Origin of the sequence: Cephaloticoccus primus, from assembly GCF_001580015.1 — a bacterium.
GTDB lineage: Bacteria > Verrucomicrobiota > Verrucomicrobiia > Opitutales > Opitutaceae > Cephaloticoccus > Cephaloticoccus primus.
In genome coordinates this window covers 40745-64487 of the sequence record NZ_LSZQ01000057.1, presented here as the reverse complement: position 1 = coordinate 64487, position 23743 = coordinate 40745, and the positions used below count along the sequence as shown (strand labels likewise).

Annotated in this window: 18 protein-coding genes and 1 tRNA gene; 11 read left to right on the top strand and 8 right to left on the bottom strand. The window is 59.2% G+C overall.

Annotated elements, in window-relative coordinates; translation table 11 throughout:
• Positions 1-114: 114 nt before the first annotated feature.
• The 6 genes from AXK11_RS07780 to AXK11_RS07755 all read left to right on the top strand — a co-directional run bounded on the left by AXK11_RS07780 (position 115) and on the right by AXK11_RS07755 (position 6193).
• Positions 115-705 (top strand): hypothetical protein, encoded by a 591-nt coding sequence (locus AXK11_RS07780; RefSeq protein ID WP_156469264.1) that lies wholly within the window; start codon positions 115-117, stop codon positions 703-705.
• 290 nt (positions 706-995) lie between these two features.
• Positions 996-3158: a glycoside hydrolase family 3 N-terminal domain-containing protein gene (locus tag AXK11_RS07775; RefSeq protein ID WP_068630967.1), complete on the top strand. Its 2163-nt coding sequence runs from the start codon at positions 996-998 to the stop codon at positions 3156-3158.
• A gap of 176 nt (positions 3159-3334) precedes the next feature.
• Positions 3335-3410 (top strand) — tRNA-Ile (locus AXK11_RS07770).
• A 109-nt stretch (positions 3411-3519) separates the two neighbouring features.
• Positions 3520-3894 (top strand): hypothetical protein, encoded by a 375-nt coding sequence (locus AXK11_RS07765; protein WP_068630965.1) that lies wholly within the window; start codon positions 3520-3522, stop codon positions 3892-3894.
• Between the two features lie 140 nt (positions 3895-4034).
• Positions 4035-5144: a DUF481 domain-containing protein gene (locus AXK11_RS07760; protein WP_156469263.1), complete on the top strand. Its 1110-nt coding sequence runs from the start codon at positions 4035-4037 to the stop codon at positions 5142-5144.
• 242 nt (positions 5145-5386) lie between these two features.
• Positions 5387-6193, top strand: a complete 807-nt coding sequence (locus tag AXK11_RS07755; RefSeq protein ID WP_068630997.1) for an inositol monophosphatase family protein — start codon at positions 5387-5389, stop codon at positions 6191-6193.
• 38 nt (positions 6194-6231) lie between these two features.
• Here the strand turns inward: AXK11_RS07755 and AXK11_RS07750 are convergent, their stop codons facing one another.
• The 3 genes from AXK11_RS07750 to AXK11_RS07740 form a co-directional block, all read right to left on the bottom strand.
• Complete coding sequence (locus AXK11_RS07750; RefSeq protein WP_068630961.1) at positions 6232-6627, bottom strand: type II toxin-antitoxin system VapC family toxin; 396 nt, start codon at positions 6625-6627, stop codon at positions 6232-6234.
• Positions 6624-6872, bottom strand: a complete 249-nt coding sequence (locus AXK11_RS09865; protein ID WP_068630959.1) for a type II toxin-antitoxin system VapB family antitoxin — start codon at positions 6870-6872, stop codon at positions 6624-6626. Before AXK11_RS09865 ends, AXK11_RS07750 begins: the two co-directional genes overlap by 4 nt.
• Positions 6873-6956: 84 nt before the next feature.
• A complete protein-coding gene (locus AXK11_RS07740) occupies positions 6957-8321 on the bottom strand; it encodes an MBL fold metallo-hydrolase (protein ID WP_068630957.1) in 1365 nt (454 codons plus the stop codon).
• A 321-nt stretch (positions 8322-8642) separates the two neighbouring features.
• Between AXK11_RS07740 and AXK11_RS07735 the strand changes: the two genes are divergently transcribed.
• The 5 genes from AXK11_RS07735 (at position 8643) to AXK11_RS09860 (ending at position 15104) form a co-directional block, all read left to right on the top strand.
• On the top strand, positions 8643-9035 hold the full coding sequence (locus tag AXK11_RS07735) for an ApaG domain-containing protein (protein WP_068630955.1): 393 nt from the start codon (positions 8643-8645) through the stop codon (positions 9033-9035).
• Between the two features lie 120 nt (positions 9036-9155).
• Positions 9156-10934: a bifunctional phosphoribosylaminoimidazolecarboxamide formyltransferase/IMP cyclohydrolase gene (purH, locus tag AXK11_RS09530; protein WP_082781031.1), complete on the top strand. Its 1779-nt coding sequence runs from the start codon at positions 9156-9158 to the stop codon at positions 10932-10934.
• Positions 10935-10946: 12 nt separating this feature from the next.
• Positions 10947-11762 (top strand): M48 family metallopeptidase, encoded by an 816-nt coding sequence (locus AXK11_RS07720; RefSeq protein ID WP_068630952.1) that lies wholly within the window; start codon positions 10947-10949, stop codon positions 11760-11762.
• 576 nt (positions 11763-12338) lie between these two features.
• Positions 12339-13724 carry a M20/M25/M40 family metallo-hydrolase gene (locus tag AXK11_RS07715; RefSeq protein WP_068630950.1) on the top strand — a complete coding sequence of 462 codons (1386 nt, stop codon included), beginning with the start codon at positions 12339-12341 and terminating at the stop codon, positions 13722-13724.
• A 252-nt stretch (positions 13725-13976) separates the two neighbouring features.
• Positions 13977-15104, top strand: a complete 1128-nt coding sequence (locus AXK11_RS09860) for a hypothetical protein (RefSeq protein ID WP_156469262.1) — start codon at positions 13977-13979, stop codon at positions 15102-15104.
• A 32-nt stretch (positions 15105-15136) separates the two neighbouring features.
• On the opposite strand, the gene AXK11_RS07705 is transcribed toward AXK11_RS09860, so the two are convergent.
• The 5 genes from AXK11_RS07705 to AXK11_RS07685 form a co-directional block, all read right to left on the bottom strand.
• Positions 15137-16912: an ABC transporter ATP-binding protein gene (locus AXK11_RS07705; RefSeq protein ID WP_082781030.1), complete on the bottom strand. Its 1776-nt coding sequence runs from the start codon at positions 16910-16912 to the stop codon at positions 15137-15139.
• Positions 16913-16947: 35 nt separating this feature from the next.
• Positions 16948-18117, bottom strand: coding sequence for a class I SAM-dependent methyltransferase (locus AXK11_RS07700; protein ID WP_068630944.1), 1170 nt, complete (start codon positions 18115-18117; stop codon positions 16948-16950).
• Between the two features lie 47 nt (positions 18118-18164).
• On the bottom strand, positions 18165-21050 hold the full coding sequence (locus AXK11_RS07695; RefSeq protein WP_156469261.1) for a hypothetical protein: 2886 nt from the start codon (positions 21048-21050) through the stop codon (positions 18165-18167).
• 93 nt (positions 21051-21143) lie between these two features.
• Positions 21144-22754, bottom strand: coding sequence for a glycosyltransferase family 4 protein (locus tag AXK11_RS07690; protein WP_068630940.1), 1611 nt, complete (start codon positions 22752-22754; stop codon positions 21144-21146).
• Positions 22751-23689, bottom strand: a complete 939-nt coding sequence (locus AXK11_RS07685) for a glycosyltransferase (RefSeq protein ID WP_068630938.1) — start codon at positions 23687-23689, stop codon at positions 22751-22753. Before AXK11_RS07685 ends, AXK11_RS07690 begins: the two co-directional genes overlap by 4 nt.
• Between the last annotated feature and the right edge of the window lie 54 nt (positions 23690-23743).

Below are 23743 nucleotides of genomic sequence, written 5' to 3'. Positions count from 1 at the left end.
GAAAGTCTGCGTACCCGTGGCCTGCGTAGCTCTGCGGAGCCGCCTACCTCGGCACTCCGCAGCGATGCAACGGTTACAGTGCAGAGCGTTTGAGCGCAGGCCCGCCGCCTCAACGTGGGAAATGCCAACATGCGCGAGTTGATGGGCTTGATTGATGAAGCCCTGCAAATCCCCGGCGGCGTCGCGCGCATGCACCACTATTACGGAACTGAAGACGTCATGACGGCGGGGAAAAACTGGTTCGACGGCGAAGGCCTCTCTGGTGCTCCCGGCAGCGAGTGGCGCCGCGCCGAGCTTTACGAAAACACGACCGTCCCCGAGCTGCGCAAATGGCGCATCAACCTCATCAGCAACTACGAGTTCGACCGCAGCATCCTCAAAGGCGTGAACATCGGTGGCGGCCTGCGTTACCAGTCCAGCGTCGCACTCGGCTATCCGCCTGCGGGAGATCCAGACGACCCGCGCCAAATCAGGTACGACTTCAGCCGCCCCTACAAAGGCCCCGCCGAGACCAACGTAGACCTGTGGATCGGCTACACGCGCCAGCTCACGCGCAAGATCCACTGGCGCATCCAGCTCAACATCAAAGACGCCTTTGAGAAGAAAGGCCTGATCCCGATCACCTACAACCCCAACGGCCGCCCCGCCGCCTACCGCATCGTCAGCGGCCAAAGCTGGACCCTCGTCAACACCCTGAGCTTCTGAGGGGCAGACGCGAATAAATTGCGACAAGAAGCGCTGCCCTTTCCACGGAGGCGGGGGGCGTTTTGAGGCAACTTACCGCGTGATTTATTACCCAGTTAGGGGTTGCGGTATTTCCAAGTCCCTCCTCCGCTGTCGCCGTTATGAGAAATACACCCCCTGCGTTCCTTTGCGTACTTGCGGCTTGTTTGGTATTTGCTTTCCCGACGAGCTCCTACACTGCCAGCCCTCGAGCTCAGACCCGGGCCTCTCCCTTTAGGGCTTCTGACCGAGTTGAGGCTTTGCTCGCGCAGATGACCTTGGAAGAAAAGGTCGGGCAGTTGAATACCGCTTCTCGTTCAGGCTTGCAAGGTGAAGAACCACTCGATATAGCATCTCTTAGGTCTAAGTACCCCGCTGCTGAGAGGACTTTTACGTGGCTCAAAGATGGCCTGATAGGTTCGTTCTATGGTGGTGGGGGGGTCGCTAGCGCCCTTCAGCTCCAGCGTATTGCGGTAGAGGAAACCCGTCTCGGTATACCGCTTCTTTTTGCTGCAGATGTGCTGCATGGGAGCCGAACGATTTGGCCTATTCCCCTTGGCGAAGCATCCAGTTTTGAACCGGAGCTGGCCCGTCGTACGGCGCGTGCTACTGCTGTTGAAGCTACAGCTACAGGGATCCACTGGAACTATTCACCGATGGTGGACCTTGCTCGTGACCAGCGCTGGGGCCGAGTGGTCGAGGGTTCGGGTGAGGACCCTGTTCTGGGTAGTGCTTTTGCAGCTGCCCGAGTGCGTGGATTCCAGGGCGACGATATACGTGCTCCCGATAGCCAGATTGCTACAATGAAGCACTTTGCCGGCTACGGTGCTTCAATGGGGGGGAGGGACTACGCGCAAGTTGATATTTCCCTAGAGGCTTTGCGTGATCTACATTTCCCCCCGCACAAAGGAGGAGTGGACGCTGGGGCTCTCTCAGTTATGAGTGCATTTAACTCCCTCAATGGCATTCCGGCGACGGGCAGTCGCCTTTTACTGAATGATGTGCTACGTGACGAATGGGGGTTCCAAGGCGTTATTGTTTCCGACTGGAACTCAGTAGCCAAAATGGTCATGCATGGCTACGCAGCCGATGATGAAGACGCGGTACGCAAGGCGATATTGGCTGGCTTGGATGTGGCTTTACGCGGAAATGCGTATGTTGAACACCTTCCCGCCTTGGTGCGTAGCGGCCAAGTCCCTGAGTCTGTAGTCGATAATGCGGTGCGTCGGGTTTTGACCCTAAAGGAAAAGATTGGCCTGTTCGACAACCCTTATCGTTCGTTGGATCCTGATCGCGAAGCAGATTTCTTAGATCCTAAGCGTCCAGCATACGCGGCACTCATCGCCTCACAAGACGCGTTGTCTCGCGAGGCCGGGCGGCGCTCTATCGTACTTCTGAAAAACGAAGGCAGCCTGCTCCCGCTGCGAAAGAGTGGTCAGCGTATCGCGTTGATAGGGCCTTTTGCTCAGGATATTGAAAACATTGCTGGACCATGGGCTTCTGGAGTCGAGTCTCGGTTTGTTACGTTGGAGGCAGGAGTGCGTGCTGCTGTTCGTGATCAGAGTTTGTTAGAAATTGTGACAGGCTCAGATATCGAAAGCCCCATAGAGGGAGGTATCGAAGCCGCTGTAGCTGCGGCTCGCCGTGCGGATGTGGTAGTACTAGCCGTGGGTGAGCATAAGTTTCACAGCGGCGAAGGACAGTCGAGGGTTGAGCTTACTGTGCCCGCTCCTCAACAGGCCTTGGTGGAGGCAGTGGCGGCTACTGGAAAGCCCGTTGTTATACTGCTACGCAATGGTCGGGCATTGGCTCTGGAAGGCGCGGTACGTGATGCACAAGCAATCGTGGTGACGTGGTTTCTAGGCACGCAGAATGGCCACTCGATTGCGGATGTGTTATTCGGAGACTATAACCCCTCGGGCAAACTGCCGGTCAGTTTTCCGCAACATTCTGGCCAACAGCCCTTTTTCTATAACCACCTGCCTACAGGTCAACACGTCGGGGGGAGTCGTTGGCGCGAGTACCCGAATGCTCCACTGTACGCCTTTGGTCACGGGCTTAGCTACACGACTTTCGGCTATGGCACCCCGCGGTTAAGTAAGGAGAAGTTGGGGTGGGATGAGGAACTGCAGATTACCACGACGATTACCAACACTGGCAAGGTCTTCGGAGAAGAGGTTGTGCAGCTGTACATTCGCGACCGGGTAGCCAGTCGCGTGCGCCCCGTGCGCGAGCTGAAGAAGTTCACCAAGATCGGGCTACAGCCCGGTGAGTCGCAGCAGGTCAGCTTCGGTCTCAGTCGGCACGACTTGGAGTTTACCACACAGAATGGCGATTACACTGCCGAACCTGGACTATTCGACTTGTGGGTGAGCTCAGCCTCAGATACGGGTGAGCCTGTCCAGTTTGAGTTGCTTGCTCCATCTAAAAGGTAGGTACTGTGGTTTCCTCTAATTTAGCCTGCTTTGGTGCTTGGTTTCCCCGGTACCGTGCAGGCTTTTTTGGGGGGGAAGGACGAGTGGAGGGAAAGCGCTTGTCGCCATGGCGTTTGCGCCTACAGCGTGAGGGCGTTCTTCGTGTTCGGCCCGTCTCCGCGAGACGTGCGCGTCGCGGGCCTGTAGCTCAACGGTTAGAGCAGAGGACTCATAATCCTTTGGTTCAGGGTTCGAATCCCTGCGGGCCCACCACCGGGTCGCTTGTGAGGGGTAAAAGAGAAAGGGCGGTTGTGTGCGGCGGTTTTTTTCTCACCGTTGGCGGCCACCTTTTCATCAACCAACCCGTCCTGCCTGCCCTCCCATGAGTACTCAAGTCACCGAGCCCAAGCCTTTTAGCCTGATCGAGATCCTGATCGTCCTGATCGTCATCGGGTTGATGACCGCCATGGCGCTGCCCGTCTTTGCGATGGTGCGTAATTCGGCACTGGAAAAGGGGGTTCTCGAAAACTTGCGCCGTCTCGATGCTGCGGCTCAGCAATACTACCTGGAGCATGGTGTGAGCAGTGCGCCTTATGAGGCACTGGTCGGCCCCGATAAGTACATCGAGCAACTGACCCCAGTTGCGGGGGAGGACTACTCCAAGCTCTCGTTTGACGCTGACTTGGCTGAGCTCAGCATCACCGCGCCGAAAGTCAAAAAGGGCAAGGTGATCACCTTGCGTCGCTCCGGGCAGTGAGGGGGGAGCAGTATCTCCCGCTCAGTAAAATCGCGCAGCCCAAATGGGTAGCCAGCTCCGGCTTTGATCTAATTGAGAGTACGGCACGGTTGTTGCTCGCAGTTTCCTGCTGCTCCGCTCCCTTACGCCGCGTTTTTCCCATGCTTCATCGTGTCTCGTATTTTTCTTCCTTGTTGGGCTCTGGCTGTGCACTCGCCCTTGCCCTCGGGGTACTGGCGGGCTCCCCGCATTTGGCTGCGGCGGAGCTGCACCTCAATAATGGCGACCGCCTTACGGGGACACTCATTGAGCGCCGGGAGGGGAAGTTGCACTTCCGGTCTGCCCTTCTGGGCGACTTGGTAATCGACGAGTCGGCGGCCACTTTGGTAGAAGAGCCGGAGCCGGCTCCCGCTGACGAGGAAGCGGCCCCTGTGCCTCCTCAGGTGGCGCAGGCGGAGGCCGCGATCGAGGCTGGGGTGGAGGCGGAGGCTCCAGCCAGCCCGGTGACCGCTGCCAGCGAGTCTGCCGAAGCGGCGTCCCCCGCTGAAGCGGCCGGCGACGCCGCGGAAGCCGCAGAGGGCGTCAAGGTCCCCCCCAGGGTCAAGTGGAGTGGGCGATTCGAGGTCGCTCTCTTTATGCAGACGGGCCGCAGCGAGAACAATAATACCTCACTGCGCGTTGAGGCGGATCGGGTCAGCCGCCGTAACAACTACCGCTTCCGCAGCCGCTACCTCTATGGCAAGAGCAATGGCCGGGTGGCCAATGATAAGCTCAGTGTGGACTTGCGTTGGCGGCGTGAGCTTTCACCGCGCATTTTTACGCAGAGCCAAACGAGTTACCAGCGTGATCGCCTCGCCCGAATCGATCTCAGCGCAGAGCAGAACTTGAGTTTGGGCTACCAAGTGCTGAAGAACCAGCGCCACGATTTCAGTGTGGGGGCGGGAGGCACGGGGCTTTACCGCGATACTGTCGGGCCTGCGCGGAGCAGCCTCTACCTTGCCGAGGCGTTCCAAGAGTACCGCTACAAGTTCAACAAGCGGATTACGATCAGCGAAGGGCTCAACACGCTGTACTCCCCGGATGGGCGCGTCGTCGGCAGCAGTACGGATAACGCCCACTACAAGATTCGCTTCAACAGCGCGTTGCAGGGACAGATGACCGACCACATTTCGCTCTCACTGCGCTTTGAGTACGAGTACGACAACTCGATCATCGTACCTGCCGCGCGTCGCGATAAGCGGATAACCAGTTCCGTGGGCTACTCGTTTTAAGCGGGCCCCGCCCGAGTCCGCCCTTATCGCGGTTGAGTGGCGGCGGCGGTTGCCCGTAGGGCAGGCGTGCGCAGTCCTGTTCTTGGCGCGCGTGCGCACGTCACAGCTCTGGTAAGTGGGCAGGGGGGCGCGGGTGGGGTTTTGACAAGTCGGGGCAGATGGGAGTGGTGTCGGTGGTCATGCTCGCCCCGGATTCAAATGCTTCGATCAACTCGACTGACTCCTCAGATCAGGGAGCTGTGATGCCTTCTGGCGCGCCTGCTGAGCTCCTCGCACGAGTCGAGGCAGGGCGGGCTGCGGTGCTTGGGCAGGTGACGTTTTTTCATCGTGGGCTGGGGCGCGCGAAGAGTGCGTGGAAGGCCGATGGCTCGCGGGTGACCGAGGCTGACATTGCAATTTCAAAAAACATTTTTGCCGAGCTGGGTGCGCGTTTCCCGGAGGATGATTTTTTTAGCGAGGAGCTCGAAGACGGGGGCGAACCGCTCCGCGCACAAGCTGAGTTTGCGTGGGTGCTCGACCCGATTGATGGGACGAATAATTACGCGTTGGGCGTCCCGTACTGTGCGATCTCGTTGGCGTTGCTGCGGGGCGGGCTGCCGGTTTATGGGATCATCTACGATGCGTCGCGGCGGCTGGTGATGCACGGTGGGCCGGGTTTCGGCGTGTGGGATGGCGAGCGGCGTGTGGCGCTGGTGGAGGCGCCGTTTGGCGTGCACAGTTTTGTGGGGTTTCACAGTCCGCATGAGCCGAGGTATGCGCCTCACGCGGCAGTGCTGGCTGAGCACGCGAAGCTGCGGGCGCTGGGCGCGAGCGCGCTACACATGGCCTACGTGGGCGTGGGGCTGCTCGACGCGGTGGTCGATCACAACGTAAAGGTCTGGGACATCGCGGCGGCCGTGCCGCTGGTAGTCGCGAGCGGGCGGGTGGTGGACTACGTGAGCGAGTCGCCTTTCCCCCTGAAACACTTCGACGTGACTATGGGCCGCACGTTTTGCATGGCCGGCAGCCGAAGTGCCGTCACTCGCCTGCGCGAGCTTTTGGGGGTGTAAGGTCACGCTTTTGCGAAGAGAGACGGGCCGCGTCGCCTTTACAGTAATGACTGGATGACTTCTACTCCGGGCATCTGGAGGAAGTGCTGGTCTCGTGCCAGTACCTTTGCGCCTGCTTCTTTGGCGCAAGCCGCGATCAGGATATCGGGCACTACTACTCTACGTCCCGCACGCTCAAGATCCCAAGCCAAGCTCCGCGCAATCAGACCGGTTGTCTTTCTTACGGGCAGGTAAATGAGTCTCTCCATTTCCCTTTCCACGTAGTCGTAAACTTGAGGCTCCCTGATTCCCCGCAGTACTTCCAGCATGACAACCTCACAGGTCGCGAATTCGTAACGATCTTGATGCTTATCAAATAGCCAGAATGGCGCGGCTTTTCCTGAGCGGAGGGCTGCGATATAGATGTTACTATCCGCCAGGATCAGAGTTCTCATGGATGCGCCGTTACGGTGTCGCGGTGTTGAGGCCTCCATCCATGATCGTCAGGTGTGTAGTCGGGAGCAATCGCTGCCGCGAGCTCCTCCGCCGGGGGGCGAGGGCGGCTGAAGAAGTCTTTCATCCAGTCCGTGGAGACAACTTCTTCGAATGCCATCTTCACGGCTTCGGCTTCCGTCTTGGCCGAAGTAATGTCCATCACCCGAGAGAAGAGTTTCTCATCAACATCGACTGTCAGTTTCATGGGACGGATAGTGGTAGTGCTGCGTCGACTTGGCAACCGCGGGGAGAGGGGGAAAGGGGCTCTCGCTGGCCGGAGCGTCTTGGGCTAGACTTGGTACTCTTTGCCGGGCTGGGGATCGAGGACTTTGGTTTTGGGGAGCTGCTCGGCGAGCTGTTGGGCGAACCAGTCGCGGGCGGGTTGGTCGCCGTGGGTGAGGACGATGGCGCGCGGGGCGGCCTGGACGGCGAATTGGAGGAGGTGGTCGCGGTCGGCATGGCCGCTGAGCTCGAAGCGTTCGACGCGGGCTTTGACCTTGGTTTTTACACCCGCTTTTTCGAACAGGAAGCTGTCGCCGGGCTTGGTGGCGAGCAGTTGCCCGCCGGGCGTATCGGGGTCGCAGTAGCCGACGAAGCCGATGGTGTTGCGCGCATGGCCGAGCATGCCCGAGGCGAGGGTGTGGCTGGGAGTTTTCTCCACCATCATGCCGGAGCTCAGGATGTAGAGGGCGTTCTGCTGCGGGTCTTTTCCGGCTTCGAGCTTGCGGGGCAGGGGGCGGATCCCGAGCTCCTTGACGATGCTGCGGCTAAACTGGATGTGCTGGGTCTTGCGGGCGATTTCGTCGAAATAATCTACGAGATCCATACCAAGGCCGGAGGCATAGATAGGGCAATCGACCAAGCGGCCGAACTTGCGCGCGTCGTTGATGACTGTGAGGATCTCCTGCATACGCCCGAGCGCGAAGACGGGGATCAGGAAAGAGCCGCCGCGCTGGATGGCGTCGTTGATGGATTTGACGAGCCGCGCGAACTCGTCGCCGCGGTTGGCCGCGTCGAGGCTGTCGGTATCGCCGCGCGTGGTCTCCATGATGAGCGTGTCGAAGTGGCCGCTGGGAAACTTGGCGCCGGGGATGGTGCGCTGATCCTCAAAGAGGACATCGCCGGTGATGAAGATGTGGCGGTGCTTGTGGACGAGCTCGACGCCTGCGGCCCCCGCGACGTGTCCGGCGGGGTGAAAGATGATTTCGACCTCTTCGCCGCGTCCGCGTCCGCGAAATCGCTTCGGGTGGGCAAAGGCCAGCCCGGTCATCCGCCCGCGCAGTCGCTCGATTTCGCCATGCGAGAAGAGCGGGTAGTCGGGGATGTTTTCCTCCTCTTTCTGGCGCTTCATGACGCTGGCGGAGTTGCGCAGCATGCGCTCTATCAATAGGCGACTGGAGGAGGTCATGATCACGGGCACCTCGGGCTGCTCGCGCATGGCGACGGGGAGGCTGCCGATGTGGTCGAGGTGGCAGTGGGTGATGATGATCAAGTCGAGCGGCTGCTCGCGCAGCCGTGCGAGGTCGGGAGTCGCGGCGCGGCCGACCTGCTTGGGGTTTAGCCCGCAGTCCACGAGGATGCGCAGGCCGCCCAGCTCAAGCAGTAGACAATTGGCGCCGATGCCGCCTTCGCGATTCAGGTCAGTTAACTTCATCGCGCCGAAAAGCAGCAGAATTACTATGACATGCCAGCTTCTTCGAGGGTAGGGCCGCTGCGGAGCCAGTGCGTTCTTCTACTGATCAGGCCGCCGGCGCGTGGGAGAGGGTGGGGGAAAGGGAAACTGCCCTTTTCCATTTTGCGCTGGTGCGATACGAAACAGCCGCATGTCGCCCCCCCCGCTACTTGTGCACAGGGCCGCCATCAGTGCGCCGGAGGACTTTTGATTCTGCGCGGATCGCGGATGTAGGTGGGTAAAAACCCCTGAGGCTTGGGAATGCTTTTGCACTGAAAGTTTTCCCGCCCAACTTCCCGCGCTGTGACCGCCCCTTCTTGCGAACTCCCCGGCCTGACCGCCCGCCTTGATCGGCTCTGCCACCATCACGGCGGGGCCAGCCTGCCCGAGGATAAGCCGCACGCCTTCGTCTACTACATCACGCTGAGCAACGGCTCCGACCGCAGCGTGACACTGCTCGCGCGCAAATGGATTCTCGAATACGAAGACGGCAGTCGCTCAGTCCTCGAAGGCGACGGCATCGTCGGCGAGACCCCGCGGCTCGCGCCCGGCGAAGCGTTTTCTTACAACAGCTACCACGTCACCGGTTGCAACGCAGTCGTACGTGGCGCCTTCCACGGTGTCGATTCTAGCGGCAACAAGATCCACACACTCCTGCCCCCCTTCGCACTAAAAATCCCCGAAGGCAAAGTGTAGGGCTCTCTCTCTTCTTTATCGGGAAGCTGTCGTTTGGCGGTTTGCTTGTGCCGGGGTTGTGAAAAAAAGGGCTGAAGACCCCTTGCGGCGGGGGAGGGGCTGCCTCCAAATCGGCGGCCTATGGCTAAACTCGCCCTTCTTTCCGTCAGCGACAAAACTGGCCTGGCAGACTTTGCTACGGCACTCGTCGAGCAGCACGGCTACACGCTGCTTTCGACCGGCGGGACGGCCAGGGCACTCGCCGAAGCGGGGCTGCCGGTGACGGAGGTCGGTGCGCACACGGGCTTTCCCGAGATCATGGAGGGGCGGGTAAAGACGCTGCACCCGAAGATTCACGGCGGGTTGCTGTGCCGCCGCGATAGCGAGGCGCACCTTGCACAGGCCGCCGCCAACGGGATCGAGCTGATTGATCTGGTGGTGGTGAATCTCTACCCGTTTGAGGAGACGGTGGCGCGGCCCGGTGTGAGTTTTGAGGAGGCGATTGAGAATATCGATATCGGCGGGCCTTCGATGCTGCGCAGTGCGGCCAAGAATCATGCGAGTGTGACGGTGGTCTGCGATCCGGCGGACTATCGCGCGGTGCTCGATGCGTTGGCGGCGGCAAAAGAAACAGAAGGCGCGAGTTCAGGTGCGGCGGGCGGCCGTGGTGATGTGGGGAGATCGGCAGCCAGTGGCAGCGCTGTACTCGCGGCGCTGCGGCAGCGGCTCGCGCTAAAAGTGTTTCAGCGCACAGGCGGCTACGATGCGGCGATTGCGCGTTATCTGGCGGGGCGGGAGGGGCAGCTTGGCGGCCACGGCAGCAAAGACAGCAAACCTGCCGGCGCAGCGGGAGCAGACTCAGCGGCAGGCGCTGCGTGCGGCGTGGCCAGCGCATCCGTGGCGGGCGGTACCGAAGCGGCGGCGTCCGCTGCGCCGGGCTCGGCGGCTTCGGTGGACGAGCCCGACCTCGCGGCGTTGAGCGGTTTCCCCGAGCAACTCACGCTGAGCTACCGCAAGGCGCAGGCGCTGCGCTATGGCGAAAACCCGCACCAGCAAGCGGCGCTCTACGGAACCTTCCACGAGCACTACGAGCAGCTTCAGGGCAAGGAGCTGTCGTATAACAACATCCTGGACATCAGCTCGGCGACTTACCTGATCGGCGAGTTTGAGCGGCCCACGGTGGCGATCCTCAAGCACACAAACCCCTGCGGCGTCGCCAGCGCGGACACGCTGGAGGTGGCTTGGGAGGCGGCCTACGCGACTGACCGGCAGGCACCGTTTGGCGGGATCATCGTGGTAAACCACACGCTCGGTGCGGAGCTGGCGCGGACGATTGCGGAGATTTTTACGGAGGTGATCATCGCACCGCGCTTCAGCGAGGAGGCGCTCGCGATTTTCTCCAAAAAGAAAAACCTGCGCCTGCTCGTCGCCAAGGAGGGGCTGGGCGCGGACTCGCTCCAGGAGCTGCGCTCGGTGGTGGGCGGTGTGTTGCTGCAAGATCGCGATAAAACGCTCGGGCGGCCCAGCGAGTTTAAGGTCGTCACCCGGCGGCAGCCGAGTGCGGAGGAGTGGGCGTCGATGCTCTTCGCGTGGAAGATCTGCAAGCACGTGAAGTCGAACTCGATCGTGTACTGCCGCGGCGAGCAAACGCTGGGCGTCGGTGCGGGCCAGATGGCGCGCGTGGATAGCTCGCGCATCGCCGTGTGGAAGGCGGGCGAGGCGGGGCTCGACCTGCGCGGCTCGGTCGTAGCGAGCGAGGCGTTGTTCCCCTTTGCCGATGGGCTGGTCGCTGCCGCCGATGCGGGCGCGACTTGCGCGATTCAGCCGGGCGGCTCGGTGCGCGATGCCGAGGTGATCGCCGCCGCCGATGCGCGCGGCATGGCGATGGTCTTTACTGGCATCCGGCATTTCCGCCACTAAGGTTTCCCACAAATGAAAAAGCGCAGTCGTTTCCCCATTCTGCCCTGCATCATCTCCGTAGCGCTGGCGATTCTCGCCGGCTGCTACGTCAATCCGGTGACCGGCCGCTCCTACACGGTGCTGACCAGCGTGGGGCAGGAAGTGAGGATGGGCGCGCAGGCTTTTGAGGAGATTAAAAAAGAGGAGAAGGTCAGCGCTGACCAGGAGGCCAATGCGCGCGTGCGGCGGATCGCCAGCCGCCTCGCGGAAGTCGTGGGCGAGGGGGTACCCGAGGCGAACTGGGAGTTCGTGGTCTTCGACTCGGAAACGTTAAACGCCTTTGCGCTGCCCGGCGGAAAGGTCGGCGTCTATGCGGGGCTGATCGACCTGCTCGACGATGATGACGAGCTGGCCGCGGTGATCGGCCACGAGATCGGCCACGTGGTCGCGCGCCACGGCGGCAAGCGGATGTCGCAGGGGATTCTCGTCGGCGTCATCGGTGCGGTGGGCGGCGCGATGGTCGAAAATGCCGAGCTCTTTAGACAAGCCTATGGAGGCATCACCAACGCGGCCTTCGTGCTGCCGCACTCGCGCAAAGACGAACAGGAGGCCGACATGATGGGCCTGCACTTCGCAGCACTCGCAGGCTACGATCCCGAAGCGGCGGTGCGCGTCTGGCAAAAAATGGACGAAGTCTCCAAGCCGGAGGATCGCCCGCCCGCGTGGCTCTCGACTCACCCGACCAATGCGCAGCGGATCGCCGACTTGAGCGAGGCCGCGCCGCGCTACCGCGACGTTTACCTCGCGAATAAAGACCGGTTTGCGGAGCAGGAGCGCGAGAACTCGTAGCAGCTTAGGCTGTCTTATTGGGCGAGCACCCAATTGATTGAGGCATTGGCCCGCTGCCGGACGAGGCCCTGACGAGGGCCTGTGAAACGGTCTAAGATGCGAGGCCAAGCGGGAGGGCGAGCCGCGCGCATAATGAAACAGTCGAAGACTACCACTACGCGTGGGGCGTGAGGGCGGCACTACGCGTGCAGCGGTGGCGTGGCGCCACGTGTCATTCAATTTGCGATTTTGCCGCGTGCGCTACGCGCCCAAGCAAAATCGCAAATTTAACGGGACTCCCCCCAATCGTTTCACGACAGGGGAAGGAGCCTGAATCGCGGATGGAGCGCTTACCCATTTGGGCGCGGAGAAACGATTTACCGGTGAATCACCGATTAATGATCGGGACCTTTCTACTGTGCGGCTTGCGGGTTGTGCGGAACGCACGGCCCGCAAGCCGCACAGTAAATGGGTGCAGGCACCGCCTGCCGCCCCACGCGTAGTGGGAAGAGAAAGAGCTGCGCGCAGAGGGATCTGCCGATACTGCCCAAGAAAAGAACTCGTGGCGGTGCGGATATGTAGCCCAAGCTACGGCGCATGTTTGACCCGATTGAAAAACTGAAAGCCTACGTGGCGCATGCGAGTGTCTCGGCAGATCCGGAGTTTGCGCCACACATGGTGGGCGCGCGCGAGTTTGTGGGAGGGCTGTTGGGCGAGATCGGTTTTGCCGTCGAGTACGTGCCGACTGCGCTGCATGCCATCGTCGTGGCGAAGCGCCCCGCGCGCGGGCCGGCGGCGGCGACTGCGCCGCACATCATCATTTACGGTCACTACGACGTGCAGCCCGCCGATCCGCTGGAGCTGTGGGACAGCCCGCCCTTTGAGGCCGAGATTCGCGACGGGCGGATCTACGGCCGCGGCACTGCCGACAACAAAGGCCCACTCATGGCGCACATTGCCGCGGTGGCGCGGCTGCTGGAGAAGGAGCCCGATCTGCCGCTCAACCTCACCTTCGTGATTGAGGGCGAAGAGGAAGTCGGCAGCGTGAACTTCAGGACCTTCCTCAAAGAGCACCGCGACAAGCTCGCGGGCGCGGACTTTATCTTCATGTCCGACACGGGGATCCCCAGTCCCGAGCAGATGGTGATCACCGTCGGCCTGCGCGGGCTCGCCTCCTTCGAGATCGAGCTCTCCAACGCTGCGATGGACCTGCACTCGGGTGCGCACGGCGGTGCGATTCTCAACCCCATCCAGGCGCTGGCCGAGCTCTGCGCCACGCTGCACACGCCCGATGGCCGCGTAAACATCCCCGGGTTTTACGACGAAGTGTGCGAAGTCGAGGACTGGGAGCGGGATGAGCTGCGCGCGCTCAATTTAAACGAAGCCGACTACGCGAAGTTTCTCGGCGTCTCGCAGTTTCATACGCCCCCGGGCTACACGCCCTTTGAGGCGATCCGGTTTTTGCCGACGCTGGAGTTTAATGGCATCAGCGGTGGCTACCAAGGCGAGGGCAGCAAGACCATCATCCCGAGCAAGGCGCGGGCCAAGGTCACCTGCCGCCTCGTGGCCAACCAGGATCCAGTGGTGATCAAGGAGCGGATTTTTAAGGCGCTGCGCGAGCGGGCTCCAGCGGGGCTCAAGATGGAGCTCATCTCGCAGCACGATGCGACGCCCTATAGGGTGGTGCCGCCCGGCCGCAGCAATACGCCCGCCGATCAATCGCCCGCGCTGGCGGCGGGATTTCGCGCTGTCGAAGCCGCAGTGAAGCAAGTCTGGGGCAGCCGTCCCTTTTATCTGCGCGAAGGTGGCTCCGTGGGGCTGATCGCCGACCTGAAAAGCGAGCTCGGGCTCGATGCGATCATGCTCGGGCTCTTCCTGCCGCAAGACAACCTGCACGCGCCCAACGAAGGCTTCGACCTCGGCATCCTGCAAAAAGGCATCGACACAATCGAAGCCGCCCTGCGCGCCATGGCGGGCCGCTGAGCCGCGAGCCTTGCGACTTGGTAAGAGCGCGCACCCGCCGGAAGCTGCGACTGCGGTTTTTGCCGTTGATCGCAGTCTCTGCTGCGCCTTCATGAGTCGCGCTCCTTTAAGTGGCTGTTCCACTCGGGTTGTTCGCTTAATATGTCTCCATTAAGACTCTTCCGACTTTCGTCGCTCCGGGCTTTTTTTCGGAAGGGGTTTGGTCCTTCCGGCGGAAAGGGGGGGCTTAAGGGCTCGAAGCCCTTGGTGCTTTTGGCTTACCTGATGATTGTGGGCGTTTTCCTTTGGGTACTCTCATCCTTCTATATACCCGGGAAAGGTTTTACTTATTTTGTATTTTTTGGGGATAAACAACCTCCCGTTATCTCTGACTTGCAGAAAGTGGATCATTATGTCAGGGAGGACCCCGGTTATGATGGTCAGTTTTATGTTCAAATAGCAATCGACCCCACGTTGCGAAATCCTGAGCTTCGCACATCGATAGATAACCTTCCCTACCGTGCGCGGCGTATATTGACGAGCGGTATCGCTTATGTGATGGGAGGCGGGAAACCTGAACGGATACTCCACGCTTATACATTGTTGAGCCCTATTGCGTGGTTTGCATTAGCTGCCTTATTGCTTTTCTGGTTTCCCCCTACCTCGTGGAGTAACTGGTTCAGGTGGTCTGGAGTTTTGTTTACGTCCGGGATGTGGACAAGTGTGTTGAGAGCGTTAAGCGATTGTCCTAGTTTATTGCTGGTGGCGATTGGCGTATTTTTGTTTGAAAGGAGGAGGCCGTTTCTTGCTACATTGGTTTTGGCGGTGAGTGGTCTGGCGAAGGAAACCAATATTTTGGGAGCCACTCTTTTTGCCCGGCGTGAGTCGGTGCTCTCTCCGCGCCAGTGGCCCGTACTGATCCTGCGTGGGGCTTTAATATTGGCTCCGCTCGTACTGTGGCTTCTCTATATTGAAAAGGTGGTTGGGCTTGCTGGCAGTGGGGGGGGCGGGAACTTTAGTTGGCCATTTGTGGGCTGGGCAAAGCAGGTCGTGGCATTGTGGTGCGGTGCTTTTTTTAATGAAGCTTCTGATTTTTCTTTTCAGCTTACTCCGTTTCGTTGTTTGTTAGGCGTTTTGGCACTCACCGTGCAGTTTATCTATTTAGTTGTCCGCCCCCAGTGGGAGAGTGCTTGGTGGCGGGTGGGTATTACTTTTGCTCTACTGATGGCAGTAATCGGAGATGCGGTTTGGGAGGGCGATGCCAATATTGCTGCCTTTCGAGTGCTCCTGCCCATGCAACTGGCGTTTAATGTACTTGTTCCCTACTCACGGCGTTGGTGGCCCGTTCTGGTCATGGGAAATCTTTCACTACTTACGGAGCTCTATACTATTTTGTTTTAAGTAAGGCTCCGCAGGGGGGCAGTTAATTGTATTTACTCGATTCGCAGCCGGAAAAGGCGGATGCCCAGCAGGCGGGCGTCGTTGGAGATACCGAGGGCCGAAGGCTGGGCAGCGTCGGGCAGCGCAAAGGTGAGTTTATGATGGCTGGGCGCGGCCAGGAGCTTGGCCGGGATTCGTAGGGAGTAGTCGCCGATGTCCGAGACTGCGAGCTCGCCAATTGTGTGCTCACCAAGCGATACGCAGACGCGCTGCCGGGGTAGGGTTTCATGGCAGAATGCCGCAGCCTGCAGGTGTAGTTGACGGGCTTTGGCCGATGCGGGGAAATCAAAGTGCAAGGCCGCTTCCGGTTCTTGGCTCCACGTAAAGTCGTCTTCGGGAGTCGACCAGCCGTCGAGTTTGTGGCGAGCGGCATTGCCGTAGACGCCAAAGTCGAGTTCTTGCCCCCACTCGTAGGAGCGCAGGGGGGCGATTTGCTCGCGGCTGACTTCAATCTGGAGCGGGAGTTGTGCGCTGCCGACAAAGTGAGGCTCGGTGCTGGGTAGTACAGAGAAGGCGATGGCATTATCCTGCCAGTCGTAGTTATCGGCGAGGTGGTCTTTACCGGAGTGCAGCGAGGTCGTCAGCAAGTATTGGCCGACACCGATCCGCAGCGGCAGGCTGAAGGTGACTTGTGCGCGCTGGCCGGGCTCGAAGTGGCCGAGGGGCATTTTGTGGTAGTGGGTGTTGGAGCCGAAGACGTCGTTGCCGAGCCGGTCGCGCAGGATGATGCCGACGGTCGGGTCATCGAGCGCGCTGTTGGCATCAATCAGGCAGACGATACGGGCTTCTTCGCCGATGGTGAACGCGCGGCTGGGGGCACCAGCGGTATTGAGCAGCTCCACATCACTGATGATGGCGCGGCGGTCGCCAGAGCGGGTGATGATCTGGCCCTTCTCGCGCTCGATCTGGCGGATTTCGAGGTCCTTCTGCTTCTTGGCGACGAGCGCGTTGTAGTAATCGCAGACGGCGCCTGCGGGGCCTTCGCGGATGACCAGGCCGCGCTCCAGGATGACCGCGCGCGAGCACATCGTTTTAATCGTCGCGGCGTCGTGGCTGACGACGAGCATGGTTTTTCCTGCTTCCTGAAACTGGCGGATCAGGTTGATCGACTTGTGCTGAAAGTAGGCGTCGCCGACGGAGAGTGCCTCATCGACGATGAGGATGTCCGGATCGAGCTGGGTGAGCACGGCGAAGGCGAGTCGAGCGGCCATGCCGGTGGAGTAAGTGCGGACGGGGTCGTCGAAGAATTGGCCAATCTCGGCAAAGGCTTCGATGGCGTGCATGCGCGAGTCGAGGAACTGGCGCGAGACGCCGAGGATCGAGCCGTACAGGTAGGCGTTTTCCCGTCCCGTGAAATCGGGATTCATGCCGGAGCCCAACTCGAGGAGTGCGGCGACCCGCCCGCGCACGGCGATTTGCCCACTGGAGGGCGAGAGCGTACCCGCAATGATCTGCAATAGGGTGGACTTGCCCGCGCCGTTGTAGCCGATGAGGCCCACGACTTCCCCGCGGCCAATTTGGAGCGAGATGGAGCGCAGCGCCTGGATCTCGCGAAAGCCGCGCTGCGCGGCGGCCTGGAACCGCGCGGCCAAGGTGTTTTCGGCTCCGGGCAATCGCCGAAAAAGGCTCGCCAATTTTTCCAGAACGCTGGCGCGCAAGCGTGCAAAGGGGCTATCCCACACGCGGTAACTTTTCCCGACCCGATCCGCCTCTATGGCGATCGGGTGCTGGGCACTGATACTGCGTTCTTGTGGACTGGAGGGCGGCATAAGCGGTGTGCGGGAGGTGAGACGTAGCCAGCTCTCTAGCCTTTGGTGCCGATGACGGCGAAGTCTTGCGGGCCGTAGAAGAGTTCATTAAATCGCTGCGCGAGCGGGTCGTCTTTGGCACCGACGTGGCACTCCTCAGAGCAGGGCGTCAGGAACTCGCAGCGTACTTTTCTAAACCCTGAGTGCTCCAGGAGGAATTGGATAAATTCGGGGTTAACCGGGTGAATGTGGGTCGGGTCGAGCCGGAAGTTCAGCGTGCTGACGAGGATGTTGCGCGGGTTAGGTGTCTCAAAGATGGCTATGCCGCCAGGGCGAAGCACGCGAAGGCTTTCGCGCACAAATTTTTGAAGAACAGGGAAGGGGAGGTGCTCAATGATATGAAAACCAGTGATGGCTGCGACGGAGTCGGACGGTGCATTGGTGAGGAAGTCGATAACGTCGGAGTCGATGACATTGAGCCCGCGCTCGCGGCATTCTTTTAGGAAAATCCGGTTAAGATCCACTCCGACGGCCGGCACACCCTGTTCCTGGAGCAGGCCAAGCCATTCGCCGCGGCCAGAGGCGAGGTCGAGCACCCCTTGTTCTTTGCAGAGGCGTTCCCAAAGTGCTGAGTGGGCAATTTCGCCTCCGGGCAATCCTGAGGATGGGGCGGCGGTCGCGACTGCCTGGCGTACTTCGGCAATCATTGGCAGGTAGTACGACTGGCGCTCACGAATGAGTTCGCGTGATCCGCGCCAGCGGGCTTCGAGGTCAGAGTAGAAGCTATCTTCCTCCAAGGCTTTTAGCTCATCCAGACTCGCGAGTGCCGACTCTGCGGTATTCGGCTGTTTGAGGGGAAATGATTGAGCTGAGACGAGCGCCCTTAGGTGCTTTTCAAGGTCGCGTAGAAGCTCGCCGGAGGCGAGTTTGAGGGCCACCGAATCGGTCTCCAGCTGCCTGAGTCTTTGCTCCCAGACAGCGGCCGTCTCGGTCGCATTCGCTGCCAGCTTCGACAGACGCTGCTGCTTGGCCACCGAATCGGTCTCCAGCTGCCTGAGCCTTTGCTCCCAGACAGCGGCCGTCTCGGTCGCATTCGCTGCCAGCTTCGACAGGCGCTGCTGCTTGGCTACCGAATCGGCCTCCAGCTGCCTAAGCCTTTGCTGGATTTTTTTTGGAGAGGGGAACCAGTTTTTCCAGAAACTGCTTTGTTTGGAGGCGGATGGCATGAGGGCTGGCTTGTAAAACTTAAGGGTCTGTCGGGGGGCGGGTGGCCCTATTGTTTTTCATTATCTACTGTCGATTTTATAGTTAAGTTCTTTATATAAAATGCGAGCTCACGAGTGTCGCGTGTGTCGGGCTGGATCGGGTCTTGGTCTGTGGATAAGATAAGGCTGTTGTTACCCTGTTTTAGTCTCAATGGGATTGATAACTCCTGCTCTCCTGCCTGATCGAATTCCAGAATCGCAGCGAGCTCTCCATTTACCATGACATCTACTTTTCGTTGATTAATGGCACCGACCAGGGCGAAGAGCTCATAGGTGCCCTCTTCACCATGATTATCGATTGAGACCTTGCTTCCCGTGCGCTTTCCTGTCCAGTGCCACCAGTTATCGCCGCCCCTCTCTTTCGGGAACCAGTTATTGTCAAAGGATACCACCTGAGGAGGAAGGGCGGCTATTTGTGCATTTTTGATGTAGAAAGCCAGATGTCTTGGATCGCCGACGGGGCTGAGCCCCATTTGATCTGTAGAGAGGAGGATAGTGTTGTCACCTTGTTTTAGCTTGAGAGTAAATGATATGGCCTGTTCCCCTTGATGCTGGAATTCTACTTTCTGGATGAGCTCCCCTTCTCTCATGAAGTATACTTGTCGTGGGGATATGACACCCAAGGAAGCAGTGAGTTGATACTTTCCTGCCTCTTTGCTATAGATGCTGAGCTCGCTTCCCGTGATGGTGCCCGTCCATCGCCACCAATTATCCGCTGTGCCTTCTCTAGGAAACCAGTTTTGGCCGAAATTTAGAGAGAGACTTCCTATAGGGACGAGGTTGAGATTCGCGACACATAGGGAGAGTGCCCTATTATCTCCAATCGGGATGGTTGGCGGTTGATCGGTGGATAGTGTAAGTATATTTTTCCCTTTAGGTAAATCCAGAATCAAAGAAATGGCACGGTGCAGGTTACTTGTGGAGAGATTTATTGTATCCAAGGGTTTGCCATCCAGTGTTAGATAGATATTTCTGGCGGAGACTGCCGAGATGTCGAATGTGAGGTGGTGTCTCCCTGACTCTCGCGTATAGAGGTGGATGATATTGTTTTTGCTGGTAGACGTCCACCTCCACCAGTTGTCAGGTGTACCTTCTGAAGAAAACCACTTGTCCGGGAAGGAGTAAGGGAGGTGCGGAAGTTTAGGTGTCGGAGACGGGTTGAGCGGAATAAAGACCCACTCATCACCTTGTTCAATAGTGGGTTTGTGGCCTGCGCTAGCTAGCTCTTCGAGTAGTGAGTTGGCATTGTCTTCGTATCCATGACGATTAATCAGAATTCCTCTGAATCCATAGGATTCGAGCTCTGTTACCATTTTATTCGCAGGTAGGTAGGCGGTGTGTTTTTGCCACTCTGTCGTTGGGCGGCCCTTATGACTCCCATAAGAGTATCGCAAGGTCTTGGAGTGAAGAAAGGGTCTGAATAACTCATAATCCTGCATGCCATACAATTGTTGTGGGCCCTCAGGAAAGGGAACAATGGGCAGCATGAATAACATGCTCTTGGCGGGAAGCTCGGTCTCTAGCTTGGTAACCAAGGTAGCGTCTTCTTCTAGTTGTCTAGTCATAGACTCCGCTGACCCTTGCCACTTTTTGAAGTGTGGCCACGCTTGGTCGGCTAAACCGCCTATGCCTATTGCGGAAATTAAAGCGATTTTGGGAATATTATGCCAATCCCTGCTCCAGCGGCTTAGCCCCAAAGCGAAGTATAGGAATGAGATTGTAGAAATAATCGTCGCGTAACGCTGGATCGCCCTGATCATATAAAAGTCGCTTATCAAAGCAAAGAGTCCGACCAGTCCTCCGAAGCTTATAAAAGCGAGTGTCCAGATAGTGCAGAGCGCGGGGAGGGGGATCGGCTTACGGGCGAGACTTCTTGTTATAAAATTCCATATTAATAGTGATAGTCCTGCTATTCCAATAAGCCCGACATAGACTGTCATCTGTTCGGGAAACATCAGGGATGTTACGGTACTATATTTTTTATATAGCCAATTAAATAAACCAAAGGCTTGACCCAGGTTTGGGATGACCAGGTCGAAAGGCTTAAGAGATCCCCACTCCAGGTTGGCGTAGTGGCGGATAACTGCTCCCGGGTTTTTCCCATTAGTTATACCATAGATAATGAAACTGCTTAATACGATAGTTAAGGCAAGGGCCGTAAATAGAGATGGGATGATAGCCAGCCTAAAGTCGCAGTGCCTTGCGCAAATGCGGCGCAATAATGCAAAGAAGTAGAATAGGGCAAAGGAGACTACGAAATATATATTATTAAACCCGGAAAGGAAGGAGATGGCAACCGCTAGCTTAAACCTCGGAGATCTCCAACCAAGCTTGGGTGCTGCCGATAAATACCAACAGACATAAAGTTGAAGGGGGAGTAGACCGAAAAAGAGAATTCCAAGAACCTTGGTGTGCCAAAGTAGTCCGTAGTGGATAAACGCATAGGGGATGGAGAGGCCCCATGCGACTGGTTGGGAGATTCGCCAGAGTCGTGCTGCCAAATAAAAAGAGAAAGCGGCTAGAATATGCGCGCAGACCCCCATCAGGTTATTTGCAAAAAATGGACCGCTAATACGACTGAAAAAACCAGCGACCCAGGACATCGCGCGGTCGGTATAGGGGAAATCATTTAGATTTCCTACGAAGGGAGCACCCAGAGCTTCCGTAAAGATATGCCCTGCAATGCTTAGCTCGCCTCTCTCGGCAAGTTTGGTGCAAGCCAGGTAAAAAAGCCCGTCACCATCGTAAGTGATTGGGACGCTCCAGTCGGAGGGGCGCCAGCGGTCGAAGATAATACCCCATAAAACTGCCACAGTAAGCGCGAGCGCGGAGAGTGTAGCAATACGTCGCAGCATTTGGTTGCGGGGTGTGGTGGAGTGGGATGAAGGGGGCATGGTGAGGCTTTATTGAGGGGGGGGGCTTTTTGACTGATGGACAGCGTGTTCAGTGTATGGCCAAAGTGTATGTGGAAATAAAACAGGTACGCGTTATAAGCCCATTTCGAGCGCGGTGCAGAAGGTGTCGGTAGGGATATAATCCATGACTTCTATGGCTTTGTGGAGTGCTCCCAGTGCGATCAAAGAGGGTGTTACTGCAGGTTGGGGATGAGTGCCTGTTGAGTGATGATTTTCCAGTCCGGAAGTCGCGAAGGGAGGGGGGGCTGCATATGCCGCGAGTTTCAGGGCGTTCTCCGCCAACTCGGCTTCGACTTTGCTGAGCTGGATTTGTGTTTTTTGAGCCAGGGTTTCCGAGTGGCTCTCGACTCTAGACAGGCCGTTTTGCAGGTCTTCAAGTGTTTGTCTGAGAGCGATAATCTGGGCGTTTAGCTGGGCCGTCTGTGCTTCGAGCCGGCTACGGGTGGGGAAGCATTTATCCCAAGCTTGGCGGAGGGAGCGTTTCAGTGTGTTGCGCAAGCCGAAGCGTGGCTCTTTGCGTATTTTGGTAAGTTCCGTAGTCCGGGTGAAGGGGGCTTTGAGGACTTCTTCATAGAAAGCCAGGGTCTGCTGTGCGGTTTTCTCCCAGCTGAATTTGGCGACCTGGATGAGGCCTTCGCGGATGAGGCCTTCGCGCAGCCCCGCTTCACTTTCTATCCGGTGCATGGCGGCGGTGATTGTCTGCGGCGCGGCGGGGTCGATGTACAGAGCTGCGCTGCCGCCGACTTCGGGGAGCGAGCTGCGGTCGGAGCTGATGACGGGGCAGCCTTGGCTCATGGCTTCGAGGACGGGCAGGCCGAAGCCTTCGTACCAGGAGGGGAAGATAAAGGCGGCGGCCCGTTGGTAGACCTTGGGCAGCTCTTCGTCAGAGACGAAGCCCAGGTGGCGGGCGAGCCCGCGCTCTTCGAGCGGGCGGAGTTTGGCTTTTATCTGCTCGTTCTTCCAGCCGCTGCCGCCGACGAAGCATAGGGGCTTGGGGGCGGGGTGCGCGTGGGCGTAGGCCTCGTAGGCTTCGAGGAGCGCGACCAGGTTTTTGCGCGGTTCAAGAGAGCCGACGAAGAGCCAGTAGTCGCCGTCATGGGCGATATTGCGCACGGCTTGTTCTTGGGAAATCGGCGCGTAGCGGCAGGCCAGCAGGGTGACGATGGAGGGGATCTGCCCGCGCCGGGCGTAGCGGGGCAGGTAGCGGTCGAACTCCCGTCGCGAGTGCTCGGAGCTGAAGATGAGGCCATCGGCATAGTCGAGCGAGTCGAGAACTCCGCGTTGGCAGCCGAGGCGTGTCGCATCGGTGGTGTATTCGGGGTGAGCCCAGAAGCCGACGTCGAAGATTGTGACGACGAGTTTCGAACTGGTGAACTGGGGGGCTTGAAAGGAGAGCGAGTGAACGATGTCGGGGGCTCCCGGGGCACGGCCTTGGGCGAGGTGCTTGCGCCACGCTTTGCGGGTGGTGCGTTGTGGCTGCCCGGGGAGGGGGTTTACGACGTTTGGGAGTGCGGGCAGGGGCACCAGTTTTTCATCGGGGACGAAGATTCCGCCAAAATGTCGATAGCCGAGGAACTGGTGCTGCGGAGCGAGTTTTGCCATCTCCACGAAAAGTGAGTGCGCATGCCAGCCGCAGCCTGCGGGGGTGACGGAGGGTTGCACGTAGTCGTAGCCGATCTTCATAGCAGCAGGGGCGGTTGTTGGCGAAGGTCGATGACGGGTTTGCCCGAGGTGTGGATCTCCAGCTTGCCAAGCCGGATGCCGTGGATGCGCGGGTCGTCTTCGCTGAGGCGGGCGGCATCGGGGCAGTTTAGCCGCAGTCTGCGTGTGCCCGCCGGGATGCGGAGCTGGCCGGTGAGCGGTTTGCGCGGAGGCGGGCTCAGCGTCTCAAGGAAATGGTCGTCGGCGTAGACTTCGACTCGGCGCGGTGCGCCGACGGGGATGGTGGCGTAGTGGAGTGTGACGGGCTCTTTCCCGGGAAGCGCAAATGTGGCGAGTTGCTCGATAAAGCCGTCGGCCGGGTGGAAGCCTACGCTGTGCGTGGCCTGGGGAGGCAGCGCGCTGAGGTTTTCAAATGTCGGGCGTAGTTTGCCGGGAAGGATGACGGGCCGAAACCCGGCGACGCGCGCCCTGCCGCGTTTGACGAGCGAGCGGCGCAGCTCGTGGCTGCTGGCGATTTCTTGCATGGCTTTGGCAAGGGTTAGCGGTGCGCGGGCATCGACCAGGAGTGCGGCGTCCGCGCATAGATCGGGGATGGCGGACTGGTTGTTGGCGAGGATCGGAATGCCGCGCTCCATCGACTCCAGCAGCGTGACTCCTGTCCCCTCATGTTGGGAGAGGAAGAGCATGGCCCCCGCCCCGATCCAGAGGCTGACGAGCTCGGGCTCCTCCACGTAGCCGCAGAACGTGACGTAGTCGCCGAGGTCAAGCGTCTGGGAGAGCTGCCGGATGCGCTGCATCTGCGCGTTGTCGTGCCCGGTGAGGACGAGTCGCCAAGCCTGTACGGGGCCGACTTCGTCGAGGTAGAGGGCGTAGGCGACGAGGAGTGCTTTGTGGTTTTTGTGCGGCCAGGCATTAGCCGGATAAAAGAAGTAGGGCGCATCCGGGGGAGTGCTCATAAAGTGGGGAGCGCGGAGAGTTCTTTTTTTAATGGGGACAGCTCGGGCTATGGG